12 protein-coding genes and 1 pseudogene are annotated in these 12,078 nt (G+C 55.1%); 11 read left to right on the top strand and 2 right to left on the bottom strand.

Annotated features, from left to right (window positions below; genetic code table 11):
- The first annotated feature begins 9 nt into the window (after nucleotides 1-9).
- Genes ACO2Q9_RS04655 through ACO2Q9_RS04645 form a run of 3 tightly spaced genes read left to right on the top strand, consistent with a single transcriptional unit; the run spans nucleotide 10 to nucleotide 3,147 of the window.
- Entirely contained in the window at nucleotides 10-1,200 is a 1,191-nt protein-coding gene (locus tag ACO2Q9_RS04655) for an acyl-CoA dehydrogenase family protein (RefSeq protein ID WP_423308781.1), read from the top strand.
- A gap of 4 nt (nucleotides 1,201-1,204) precedes the next feature.
- Complete coding sequence (locus tag ACO2Q9_RS04650) at nucleotides 1,205-2,326, top strand: acyl-CoA dehydrogenase family protein (RefSeq protein ID WP_423308779.1); 1,122 nt, start codon at nucleotides 1,205-1,207, stop codon at nucleotides 2,324-2,326.
- Nucleotides 2,327-2,352: 26 nt separating this feature from the next.
- Nucleotides 2,353-3,147 carry an SDR family NAD(P)-dependent oxidoreductase gene (locus tag ACO2Q9_RS04645; RefSeq protein WP_423308777.1) on the top strand — a complete coding sequence of 265 codons (795 nt, stop codon included), beginning with the start codon at nucleotides 2,353-2,355 and terminating at the stop codon, nucleotides 3,145-3,147.
- Between the two features lie 5 nt (nucleotides 3,148-3,152).
- Here the strand turns inward: ACO2Q9_RS04645 and ACO2Q9_RS04640 are convergent, their stop codons facing one another.
- Nucleotides 3,153-3,971, bottom strand: a complete 819-nt coding sequence (locus ACO2Q9_RS04640) for an IclR family transcriptional regulator (protein WP_423308775.1) — start codon at nucleotides 3,969-3,971, stop codon at nucleotides 3,153-3,155.
- 63 nt (nucleotides 3,972-4,034) lie between these two features.
- Between ACO2Q9_RS04640 and ACO2Q9_RS04635 the strand changes: the two genes are divergently transcribed.
- From ACO2Q9_RS04635 to ACO2Q9_RS04600, 8 genes and pseudogenes are all read left to right on the top strand, one after another.
- Entirely contained in the window at nucleotides 4,035-4,886 is an 852-nt protein-coding gene (locus tag ACO2Q9_RS04635) for an enoyl-CoA hydratase/isomerase family protein (RefSeq protein ID WP_423308773.1), read from the top strand.
- Nucleotides 4,886-6,103: a CaiB/BaiF CoA transferase family protein gene (locus ACO2Q9_RS04630; protein WP_423308771.1), complete on the top strand. Its 1,218-nt coding sequence runs from the start codon at nucleotides 4,886-4,888 to the stop codon at nucleotides 6,101-6,103. The genes ACO2Q9_RS04635 and ACO2Q9_RS04630 overlap by 1 nt, the downstream gene beginning before the upstream one ends.
- Before the next feature lie 2 nt (nucleotides 6,104-6,105).
- Nucleotides 6,106-6,975: a MaoC/PaaZ C-terminal domain-containing protein gene (locus ACO2Q9_RS04625; protein ID WP_423308769.1), complete on the top strand. Its 870-nt coding sequence runs from the start codon at nucleotides 6,106-6,108 to the stop codon at nucleotides 6,973-6,975.
- A 99-nt stretch (nucleotides 6,976-7,074) separates the two neighbouring features.
- Nucleotides 7,075-8,058: a Bug family tripartite tricarboxylate transporter substrate binding protein gene (locus ACO2Q9_RS04620; RefSeq protein WP_423308767.1), complete on the top strand. Its 984-nt coding sequence runs from the start codon at nucleotides 7,075-7,077 to the stop codon at nucleotides 8,056-8,058.
- Nucleotides 8,059-8,073: 15 nt separating this feature from the next.
- Nucleotides 8,074-8,949, top strand: coding sequence for a TauD/TfdA dioxygenase family protein (locus ACO2Q9_RS04615; RefSeq protein ID WP_423308765.1), 876 nt, complete (start codon nucleotides 8,074-8,076; stop codon nucleotides 8,947-8,949).
- Nucleotides 8,950-8,951: 2 nt separating this feature from the next.
- Complete coding sequence (locus ACO2Q9_RS04610) at nucleotides 8,952-9,887, top strand: cupin domain-containing protein (RefSeq protein ID WP_423308763.1); 936 nt, start codon at nucleotides 8,952-8,954, stop codon at nucleotides 9,885-9,887.
- A gap of 9 nt (nucleotides 9,888-9,896) precedes the next feature.
- Nucleotides 9,897-10,046, top strand: a pseudogene (locus tag ACO2Q9_RS04605) (3-hydroxyacyl-CoA dehydrogenase); the annotation flags it as partial.
- 123 nt (nucleotides 10,047-10,169) lie between these two features.
- Nucleotides 10,170-11,078 carry a nucleotidyl transferase AbiEii/AbiGii toxin family protein gene (locus ACO2Q9_RS04600; protein ID WP_423308761.1) on the top strand — a complete coding sequence of 303 codons (909 nt, stop codon included), beginning with the start codon at nucleotides 10,170-10,172 and terminating at the stop codon, nucleotides 11,076-11,078.
- Here ACO2Q9_RS04600 and ACO2Q9_RS04595 read toward each other — a convergent pair.
- A complete protein-coding gene (locus ACO2Q9_RS04595) occupies nucleotides 11,055-11,942 on the bottom strand; it encodes a hypothetical protein (RefSeq protein WP_423308759.1) in 888 nt (295 codons plus the stop codon). The two genes, ACO2Q9_RS04600 and ACO2Q9_RS04595, sit on opposite strands and share 24 nt — an antisense overlap.
- Between the last annotated feature and the right edge of the window lie 136 nt (nucleotides 11,943-12,078).

Below are 12,078 nucleotides of genomic sequence, written 5' to 3'. Positions count from 1 at the left end.
AAATTAACTATGAGACTACGTGAAAGCGAAGAAGACCAGGCATTTCGCCAAGAGGTCAGGTCGTTCGTTCAGGCAAAACTTCCTGCCGATATTCGCGAACGTGTACTCGGCCTTAGACGAGTCGAGAGGGCCGACTATGTGGAATGGCAAAAGATTCTGGCGGCGAACGGTTGGGGCGCTCCCAGCTGGCCGGCGGAGCACGGTGGTTGTGGCTGGAGCGCAGCCCGGCGTACGATTTTCGAAGATGAGTGCTTCAGTGCCGGTGCCCCTAGGCAGCTTCCTTTCGGCCTAACGATGCTTGCGCCCGTGTTGATGAATTTCGGCAGCGCTACTTTGCAGCAACGATTTCTTCCCAAAATTCTGCACGCAGATGAGCTGTGGTGTCAGGGCTACTCTGAGCCTGGGTCGGGATCGGATCTAGCTTCGCTGCGCACTAGAGCCGAACGAAATGCAAATGGCTACGTCGTCAATGGACAGAAGATTTGGACTACTTTCGCACACTGGGCGGACTGGATGTTTTGTTTGGTTCGCACAGACCTCGGTTCCAAGCCGCAAGCGGGCATCTCCTTCTTGCTGATTGACATGAAGTCCAAAGGATTGACCGTCCGTCCAATCCGGACACTTGATCATGGCGTCGATCTGAATGAAGTTTTCTTTGATAACGTGATCGTCCCACACGGTAATCTGGTAGGACGGGAGAACGAAGGCTGGTCCATTGCTAAATTTTTGCTGGGCAATGAGCGCACGGGGATCGCAGGCGTAGGGCTCGCCAAGCGCTTTCTCCGTCGGCTCAAAGAGGTGACGGCAAAAATCCCGGATGTCAATAACCCACTGCTCGCTGATGTCGCATTTCGCCACAAGCTTGCCACTCTAGAGATCGAGCTTAAGGCCCATGAATGGTCGCTGATGCGCACCATTTCGATGGAACAGGCGGGCAAGCCCATTGAGCAGGAGGCTTCGATCCTCAAGATTCGTGGATCCGAAATCCAGCAGGCACTTTCGCGCCTGTTGCAAGAAGCGGCGGGTCCTACGGCTATTCCCTACGTCCCGGAGGCAATGGACGATGCGGGTGCAGCAACTCCAGTGGGCGCTGAGCTTAACGCACTCGCAGCCCTTTATTTCGATATGCGTAAAGCATCGATCTATGGAGGAACTAACGAAATTCAGAGGAACATCATCGCCAAGCTGGCGTTGGGATGACGCAATGGAATTCAACTACACCGAAGAACAGCAACTGCTAGTCGATGCCGCGCGAAGGTTCATTGAGGATAACTGCTCTATCGAGGCGCGGCGTCGCGCGATGGCGCAGGAGAAGGGCTTTGACGTTGCCACCTGGCGTGGTCTTAGCGAGTTGGGAATTACGGGCCTACCCATTGCGGTAGATGTCGGCGGTCTTGGCGGCTCAGGTTACGACGTGATGTTGGTGGCGATTGAGCTAGGGCGCGGACTATCGCCCGAGCCATTCATTAGCAGTTGCATCGTCGCAGCATCAGCTATCAGCGCTGCGGCAGTATCTCAAGCTAGGGACGAGTTGCTTCGCCAGATTGCAGACGGGAGTGCTGTCATTGTTCTAGCACACGCCGAACAGGGGCATCGTTATGACCTGGTCTCGCCGCAGACGACGGCGGAGTTGTTCAATGACGCATGGTTCATTTCCGGCCGAAAGTCGCTGGTATTGGATGGTGCCGGGGCCACGCAATTTCTCGTGACGGCGACCGCTGCCACAGGCGAAGAGCTTCTCCTGGTCATCGATGCTGATACGCCTGGTATGACAGTACGCAGCTTTCCCACCATTGACGGTCGGCGAGTATCTGAACTTGAGATGAATCGCGTCGAGGTGGATGCGAATCAGTTGCTCATGCGCGGTGAGTCCGTTCGCAGCAGCGTGAAGCAAGCACTGCGACGTGGTACCGCAGGATTATGTGCAGAAGCCCTCGGTGCAATGGAGCAACTGTGCTTAGTTACCGCAAGCTATATGCGGACTAGGCAGCAGTTCAAACAACCCCTGGCTTCATTCCAGGCGTTGCAACACCGGTACGCTGACATGTTGATCGCATTGGAGCAGGCCCGCTCGGCGGCCTTCATGGCCGCAGCGGCGATCGATGACATGGATGACAACGACGCGAGTGCCACCATCGCAGCCGCCAAGTTCTTGACAGGAAAGTCCGCTCGATTCATCGGTGAACAGGCTGTGCAGCTGCACGGCGGCATCGGTATGACTGCGGAGCTTGAGGTGGGCGACTATTTCAAGCGCCTAAGTGTGATCGACCTGACTTGGGGCAATTCTGACCATCAGCTCGCGTTGTACGCGAACTTGTTGACGTGAACGTATTCTCTTAACCGGAGCAAAAAATGGATCTTCAACTCAAAGGAAAATCAGTCATTGTCACTGGGGGTGCATCCAATATCGGGCGCGAGATCGTCCTTGGTTTCGCCGCTGAAGGAGCAAACATCACCATTGGCGACATCGATAGCCAGCAGGCTGACGAGGTAAGCAAAGAGGCGCTGGAGCGCGGTGCGTCATCAGTGCAAGTAGCAAAGACTGACGTCACCGATCTTGCTCAGGTGGAGCGCCTCTTCACTAAAGCGGCAGAGAGCTACGGGAAAATAGATGTACTCGTCAACAATGTCGGCTGGGACAAGCTGATGTACTTCACAGAGACGACCCCCGAGTTCTGGCAAAGGATCATTCAGGTTAACTACGTCGGCGTACTTAATTGCACGCATGCCGCGCTAAAGCTCATGATTCCGGCCAGGCAGGGGGCTATTATTTCGATCAGTTCTGACGCAAGCCGGCAAGGCGAGCCTCGCGAAGCAGTCTATGGTGGAACCAAGGCTGCGGTGAATAGTTTCATGAAAACCATCGCCAAGGAAAATGGCCGCTATGGCATCCGCTGTAATGTTGTGTGTCCGGGAGTGACAGTTCCAGAGACAGCCCAAGAGGTCGGCGGCTCCAGCATGTGGGCTCAAACCGGTGAAATGTTTACGACGGAGCAGTTTGAGAAAATCGCAAAAGCGCTGCCGCTGCGAAAGCTTGGTCGGCCACGAGACATCGCGGGCGCGGTAGCATTTCTCGCGTCTCCAGTAGCGGGCCACATCACTGGTCAGGTGCTGTCCGTGTCTGGCGGATACAGCATGATTGGCTAGATTCCCTATGCGCCGTCAACGGCCTGCAGTTCGCCCGAGGCGCGCATGCTGATCGCCTGCAATGTCTGAATCACATGTTCTTTTGAGGAGTCGAAACGGTGTGTTGGTAGGGCAACGACTAATGCTGCCCAAATCCCGCCTGACGAATCGAGGATGGGCGCCGCAACCCCTGTCGCGCCTTCGTGCCCTTCATTGACGGTAAGTGCATAGCCCTGTACCCGGATGCGGGAAAGCTCCTTGCGCAGCTTATCCTTAGAGACGATGGAATTTTTCGTTGCCGCGATGAGCTTGGTTCGCTGCAAGTATTGCTCAATCCACTGCTTGTCTTGCCAAGCCAGAAGCAGACGGCCGGCGGACGTGCCATAGAGAGCTCGTGGCTGCCCGAGGGGGAGAACGAAGCGAACGGCCTGCTGGGAATCCACGCCTTCGATGTACGTGCAAACGCCCATGCCTGGGTCAAGTACTGCTAGATAAACACTCTCTGACACTGCCTGTGCGAGCTCGGCGATATACGGGCGAATGAGGCTGTTCAAGTTGCGAGCACCAGTAATTGTCGCCGCCAGGCGATAGATCGCTGGCCCTAGGCGATATCGCCCGTTTTCATGAAGCAAATATGCCTCCATCACCAGTGGCCTCAACAGAAGCAGCAAGCTGCTCTTAGGAGACTCCAGGATGATGCTGAGTTCTGCGAGAGTTGCTCCTTTGGGGTAATTGGCGAGGCGGCCGAACAGGCCCAGGACGCGCGTGACGGAACGGGGTGCGGACTGCACCGTCGCGGCGGATTCTGGCGTCGGATCTTTAGCTTGGCTGGGAGCAGGAGACATGCGTGCAGTCTAGCCCAAAGATTTCCTTGTCCAAATTCATTAATATGAATATCATTCATATTAATGAACAAGCAAGCGAAATCGCGCAGAAAGGCTTTTGTGTCCGAAAGATACTCCCGCTACCAAAGACTCAAGTTCGACCGCCCGCATCCTGCCGTCTTGCGAATTACGTTGGCTTCTCCTCTGAAGTTGGGCGCGATGGATGCTCTTATGCATAAAGAAGTCTCCGAAATCTGGAGCGATGTGGAGGCCGATGCTTCAGTCGCTGCCGTGATCCTTACCGGGGAAGGGCGCTCCTTTTCAGCCGGTGGCGATCTGAATCACGAGCGCAAGGTTGTGGACGACTACCACCTCAGATTTCAGACAATGCGAGAGGCGCAGCGGCTTGTGCTCGGCATGCTGGACTGCTCGAAGCCCATCGTCACTGCTGCACGCGGTTGGGCCGTGGGTGCTGGGTTGGCTTGCTTGGTGATGGCTGACGTATCTATTGTGTCTAGGGACGCGAAGTTCTCTGATGGTCACCTAAAAGTTGGGATTGCGGCAGGCGACCATGCGACCATCATCTGGCCGCTTCTATGCGGAATGGCCAAGGCCAAGTACTACCTGCTTACGGCGGATGTGTTCACCGGAGAGCAGGCTGAGCGAATGAATCTGGTGTCCTTGGCGTTGGACGATGCGGAGGTCGAGTCGCGAGCGATCCAGGTCGCGGTGCAATTGGCGACCGGTCCCCGTCATGCCATCAGTTGGACCAAGCAGGCGCTAAACATGTGGGTGCGCCAAGCAACGCCGATTTTCCAGGCCTCGCTCGCGTACGAGATGATGGGTATGGCGGGGCCCGAAGGCAGGGAAGGAATCGACGCGTTCCTGGAAAAAAGAACTCCAGATTTCCAGATTAAATCTGAGGAGAGTGCCTAATGGGACCGTTAGCGGGAGTCCGCATTGTCGAGGTCGCATCCGTTGTCATGGCTCCGTTTGCGTGCCGGATCTTGGGTGACATGGGGGCCGATGTGGTTAAAGTTGAGCCACTTTCGGGTGACACGATTCGAGCGATCGGCCCTATGCGCAATCCGCGAATGGGCCACCTGTTTCTTCATGCAAACCGAAATAAGCGTAGTCTCGCGCTTGACCTCAAATCGCAAGAGGGCGCGGAGGCAATGCGGCGCCTGGTCCAGACTGCTGACGTACTCATTTACAACGTTCGGCCGGCGGCAATGCAGCGGCTTGGGCTTGGCTATGAAGAGTTGTCTGCTATTCACCCTAAGCTAATTTACGTGGGGGCCTACGGTTTTGGGCAGAGTGGGCCCTATGCAGCACGCCCCGCCTACGATGATCTGATCCAAGGATTAGCTGGAATTCCGAGTCTGGTTGCTCGTACCGGCGACGGCAACCCTCGCTATGTCCCTTTGGCAATCGCAGATCGATACGTGGGGCTCGCAACGGTTAACGCCGTCTTGGGCGCGTTGCTTGCCCGAGGACGGACTGGTCGGGGGCAAAGCATCGAGGTGCCCATGTTTGAGACCATGGTCGAATGTGTTATGGGCGACCATTCAGGCGGTGAAACTTTCGAACCGCCTATAGGTCCTGCAGGCTATGCACGCTCGCTAGCGCCCGAGCGCAAACCTTTTGCGACACTGGACGGATACATCTGCGCGATGTTGTACACGGACCAGCAGTGGAGGGCATTTTTCCAGTTGGTGAATAGCGAAATGCGGAACGATCCGCGCTTTGCCACGCTGACATCGCGTACTAAGCACGCGGGCCCGGTACATCAGTACTTGCAGGAAGTCCTGCGAACGCGCACGACCTCCGAGTGGTTGCGAAATTTTGAAGAGCTGGATATCCCCGCGACGGTATTGCACACCTTAGAAACAATTCCTGGCGACCCGCACCTCACTGCCGTCGACTTTTTTCAGTGGCACGAGCACCCCACGGAAGGCCCCTTGCGCTACACACGCTCGCCTGCCACTTGGTCTGACACACCTATGGCGATAACGAGACATCCGCCGACTATCGGTGAACACAGCGTCGAACTGCTGGAGGAGTTGGGGTATAGCAGCACCCAAATCGAGGAGTTTTTCGAAGCAGGCGTGACCTGTGGGCCGTCAGCGGTTGCTGCCGCCTCGGCTGCTTGACTATGGCAATTGACTACGCAAAGCTGAAGTCCTGGCGCTTTCCGCCACTGATGCAAAGCTACAGCGAGAAGGACGTCATCCTGTACGCGCTCGCCGTAGGTGTTGGGCAAAATCCGATAGACCCTATTCAGCTCCGGTACACGTTCGAGAAGAACTTGCGCGCTCTTCCCACGGTCGCAACTGTCCTTGCGACACCGGGATTTTGGATGCGTGACGAAGGCACGGGTATCGATTGGCGTCAGTTACTCCACGGCGAACAAAGAACGCAATTCCACGCTCCGATTCCGATTTCGGGAAGTGTTTATTCGGAAATGCGTGTGCTTTCAATTTCAGATAAAGGGCAAGGCAAAGGTGCCATCGTTGTGTCGCAGCGCAAACTCTTATCCGAGGCCGGTGAGCTACTGGCAACGCTGCAGCAGTCCACATTTTGCCGAGGCAATGGCGGATATTCAGCCGACGGTCAATCGAACGATCCAGGTCCCGAACCTCTGCCTGCAGTGCCTCAGCGGCCCCCAGATGCAACGGTGGAAGTGGCGTCTCGACCAGAAGCTGCGTTGCTCTATAGGTTGGCTGCGGATCCAAACCCGCTGCACGCGGATCCAGATGTAGCACACGCTGCTGGATTCGATAGACCGATTCTGCATGGGCTCGCAACCTATGGGATGGCAGGGCAGGCCGTGGTGTTTGCGTGCTGCGGTGGGGACGCGAGCCGGCTGCGTGCCTTCGATACGCGCTTTACCGCACCGGTCTACCCGGGCGAGACACTACTGGTCGACATCTGGCGGGAAGGGGCTCGAACGCATTTCCGAGGGCGTATTGCCTCTCGAAACGTCGTTGTATTAAGCAACGGCATTGCTTTGATTGAAGACTAGGTCGCTCATTGGGGTATTACCCAGGGTAAAAGTCAGCAATGAAGTGCATAATAACGAACAGCGTTCATATAGTTGAATAAACCGAAATAGGAGGCAAAGATGAAATTAGAGTGGAGCAGGCGCCGCGTACTGACAGCCGCGGGCGCTATTGCTGCGGGTTCGATGCCCAAATGGGTTGTGGCTCAGACCTATCCCCATAAGCCGGTCACAGTCGTGATTCCTTCGGCCGCAGGGGGCATGTCCGATCCATTCGTTAACCTACTTGCTGAGCAGTTGCGCAAGCAGTTCGGACAAACTGCCGTTATGGATTTTCGTGCCGGTGGTGGCAGTGTCATTGGTAGTAAATACGTCGCAGGAGCGCAACCGGACGGATACACGCTTCTTTTGGGGAATATCGGACCGTTGGCGATTACGCCTGCGCTTGAGCAGGTGAGCTACAACCCCTCGACGGACTTCACGCCGATCGCGTTAATTATTCGCTCTCCAAACCTGATGGTGGTTGGACCCAAGCTGAAGGTTGGCAGTGTCGCTGAGGTTATCGCTGAAGCGAGGCGGCAGCCTGGCAAGCTGAGCTACGGCTCATCGGGTGTCGGCTCTTCACATCATCTTGCGGGCGAGTTGTTCAAGCAGCGAACTGGCGTCGACATTGTTCACGTTCCATATAAAGGCGGTGCGCCAGCGGTCAACGATCTTATGGGGGGACATGTCGACATGATGTTCGGCAACACCGCCTTAGTAGTGGAACAGGTGAAAACAGGAGTGCTAAAGCCACTCGCGTTTACCGGACGTAGTCGCAACTCACTATTTCCTCAGGTTCCCACAATGGAGGAGGCGGGCGTAGCGGACTACGAAGTTACTTCATGGCTTGGCTTGCTCGGCCCGGCAAACCTTCCGGCTGCTGTGGTGGTGGCACTGAATGAAGCGATGAATGCGGCGCTTCAAACCGAGGGTGGGAAAGCTGTGATAACGCGCTTTGCTGGCGAGGCCGGCACTGGCACTCCGGCCGACTTCCGGCAGTTCATCGCTTCCGAGCAACGCAAATGGGGTGATGTTATCCGTAAGGCCAATCTAAAGGCTAGCTGAAATAGGAGTAGACCTATGAATATGAAAATCAATGACATCAATCCGGGCTTCGGTGCCGAAATCAGTGGCATCGATCTCTCAAAGCCGCTTGATCCGGACGTCGTAGAGCGAATCAAGAATGCTGTGCAGGAAAAGGTAGTGGTCGTCTTTCACGGCCAGCAACTCGATTCCGCTCAGCAGGTTGCGTTCAGCCAGTTGTTCGGGCCTCCTGAGCTACCCTGGCGTCATATGCGCGGTGAAATGAACGGATTGGTTGAGCACAGCGCAATCAGTATGATCGGCAATGTTGATGAGCAAGGTCAGATCATCTCGAAGGATGACCGTCGACGTTTAAATCAGCGTGGCAACATGCTGTGGCACACCGATAGTTCTTACCGCCATCCCAGTGGACTGTTTACCTTCCTGTACGGCTGTCACATTCCGAAAATGGGCGGAGGTACTCAGTTCGCAGACACCAGAGCTGCGTATGACGCACTGCCTGAGGCAACCAAGCAGCGCATCGATGGATTGCGTGTCGAGCACAACCTTGACAGAACGTTTGCGGAGGCGGGATCACCTCGGCTCACTGATTCCGAGAAGCGCATACTTCCACCGGTAGGGCATTCGCTCGTGCGAGTGCACCCATCGACTGGCCGTAAGGCGCTGTACCTCGGATCGCCGGCTAGCCGCATAGCTGGTTGGTCTGTGGAGGACAGCCGCAAGCTTCTTGATGAACTCACCACACACAGCACACAGCGGCAATTTATTTTGACGCATCGCTGGAGTCCAGACGATTTGGTTATGTGGGATAACCGATCGTCGTTACACCGTGGTGAGGCATTTAACGAAGGCGAATTCAAGCGTCAGTTGCGACGTATCACCGTCTCCGATCTCGATACCATACCTGCCTAAGTATGAAAGCAGTAACTCATCTGGCAGAAGGTCGCTTCAAGTATAAGCAAGCCTTCGACATGGTCGAGGATGACACTGGAGGCATTCTCGATGTGCCGCAAGTGGGGCAGTACCGAACCCAAGAACCTGTGCCAGCTCATGCGTTCGAAGAGGAACGCATTAAGGCACTATCCAGAGATACACCTACCGGGTTTATCCCTTTGGATTTGTCGAACGTTCTAGGGACCGGTTTTGCCGCTACTACACCGCTCTTACTTTGCCGCTATTTAGTTCTACGGCCTAACGAGCGATTTTCTCATGAGCTGAACGCTACGGGGCAGATCGTTTATGTACTGCGCGGGAAGGGGGAGAGCACGAGTGGAGGTATTTGTTTTCAGTGGAGCGCGGGCGATGTTTTCGTGTTTCCATGGGGCTCGCCCGTTGAGCACTGCGCTAGTTCCGACGCCTTGCTCTTTATGGCAACCGACGAGCCAGCATTGGCATTTGTGAATGCATCGCCGTCCTCACCGGCTCCTGTCTTACCGGCCCATTTCAAACATGCCAGAATCGATGAAAGGCTCCAGAGCATCCGGGAGAAGACCGAGCAACACCAAGCCGCTGGCAAGTTTGTCACTTTTTACACTAAGCCGATGAAGGCGCTGCGATCCATGCTTCCAGCAATGAACTGCAGCATCAATACCTTGGAGGCGGGCGGAAACCAAAGGCCGCACCGGCACAATGCTGTCGCCGTGACACTGTCAATTCAGGGCGAAGGCGTGTACTCAAAGGTTAGTGGCGAACGCGTGGATTGGACTGAGTTCGGCGCATTTGTCACACCCCCAACTGTGATTCATTCGCATCACAATGGAGGTAGCAAAGAAATGTGGTCCTTTGTGATCCAGGACTCGGGTTTTCACAGCTACTGTCGCACGCCCGGATTCGCGTTCTCGACGGATTGAGGTGGTTTTCAGTTCTCATTGGCGGCAGGGATCCCTTTTCCATCGAGGCTTAGATCGCCCGCAGCCTATGCGAGGCTGGTGAAGCACTTATTCGAGAACGATATGCTTATTGGTGAGGTGATCCGACTCGACGGCGCGGTTCGCTTGGCGCCTTGCTGAAACGAGAGATCGCCGTCCTGTGTGGATCTGCCGCAGAGTGAGCCGCCATTTTCGCGGTTTATTGACCTCTGTTTGCAGTGAACCTCTGCGATACTGTCCAAATATCGTCTTTTCAAAACTCAATTGAACGCGCCTAAAGTTAACTCAGAGGTGTCCCGGAAGCTGCTGGATGACATCAAGATCTGGGCTATCCAGGCGATGTTTTCTGACGATGATTTGCTCGAGCAACTAGTGCTGAAAGGCGGCAACGCCATGGCACTCGTCCATCAGGTGAGTGCCAGAGCCTCGGTAGATCTGGACTTCTCTCTCAAGCATGACTTTGGGGAGAACACTTCGCAGATTGAGGATGCTATCTCCCGTACCTTGTCTGAGACTTTTCGTGAGAATGGGTATGAGGTCATCGACTTCAAGATGGCGCAGACACCTAAGCGCATTTCGGAAGACATGAAGGATTTCTGGGGCGGTTATGGTGTTGAGTTCAAGCTGGTCACTGCAGCGAACTTTCAGGCGCATGCCGGCGATATCGAAGCCATGCGTAAATGGGCCATTAATCTAGGTCTCGGTCCCAAGTTCTTGATTGAGATCAGCCGCTTCGAGTATGTCGAGGACAAGCAACAAAAGGACTTGGATGGGTACACCATCTACGTCTACTCTCCGGAGATGATCGTTTGCGAGAAGCTTCGCGCGATTTGCCAGCAAATGCCGGAGTACGCCCCGATTGTGAAACGTGGACCTGCTCATGCATCACGTGCGCGCGCCCGGGATTTTGTGGACATCCACGTTCTGGTCGATAAGCTGAGACTCGACATGACAAGTGCGAAGGCTCAGAGGATCCTGACCTCAATGTTTGAAGTTAAGAAAGTGCCGCTGTCATTTCTTGGTGCGATCCCGAAGTACAGGGCGTTGCACCAAGCAGACTTCAGTTCAGTCCAGGCGACAGTTGATGCAGGGTTTGCTTTGAAGGACTTCGACTTCTATTTCGACTACACGCTGCAGATCGTGGATTCGCTAAAACCCGTCTGGGACGTGTAGGCGCCAGGACTCTTCGTAGCGCGTCTTACCCATGTCGTGTGCGAGGTAGAAATCATGCTGGACAGGTCGTCGCCTGATCAGGTCTAGCTGGGAGTCTTTGTATCCGGCTCGCTCCAGGTAGTACCCAATGGCTTGGTGATAGGGATAGGCAAAGTCCAGCTTGCGGAGCATGGCCACCAGTTTGTTGACGGAGACACGCTCTTTCGCGAGTTCAAAGGCCTTGGCGACCTCAAACACACCGCCGGCGTAGACAGGCCGGACCGTAATGTCGATGAGTGTTCGTTCTAGATTGGTCAGCCGAACCGCGATTTCCTGGCCTTCCTCGTCGTGAGCTTCGAAGTTCACCACGCCTAGGTGGTCGGTGTCGGCGCCGTTGAGCAAATAGATCGTCTTGCCAGCATGCTCCGCGCAGTTCACTGAAATCCGTGGAGGGCGACTGAAAGCCTGATCTATTTCCGATTGGCTCAGCGGGTCCCTGTTGGGACTGTGGACTGTCTTGCGTTCGTCAGTCAGATATATGGCTTGGGGTGATTGTTCGGTCAGACCCAGCATCCGCATCGCTGTGTAGTGACTGAAATGCAGCCCTTTTTTAAGCTGCAACAGCACGATGTATAGGGGAACGTCTCCCCAGACGTAAACGGTTTCTGGTCTCTGGGGGAAAGGGAATGTCAGTTCAGTCAGCTTGGAATGTGTCTTCAGGAAGCCGATGAACTGCGATGCTGTCATGTTCTGAGCCAGTCGCCAGAAGGCGCGCTGCTCGGAAACGATGGCCTGGATTTCTCTCAGTTTGAGGACGTGAGCGGGCAGGGCGTTGAAGTAACGAACGATATCTGCCTTGGCAATCTGAATGCGAGATTGCGCCATTAGGCCTTCCCTACAAAGAAACTGTAGTGCTCAGTAGCATTAATGCTACTGAGCATACTATCGAAAACTCGTGTGATCAAGTCTTCTTTAGCTGAGAGATAGCGACGTGAAGCAATCAGTATGTTCATAGTGCTAT

The organism is Variovorax sp. VNK109 (genome assembly GCF_049445855.1).
Lineage (GTDB): Bacteria > Pseudomonadota > Gammaproteobacteria > Burkholderiales > Burkholderiaceae_C > JAGOCV01.
Note: the sequence above shows the minus strand (reverse complement) of the source record. Positions and strands in the feature narration are given on the sequence as shown.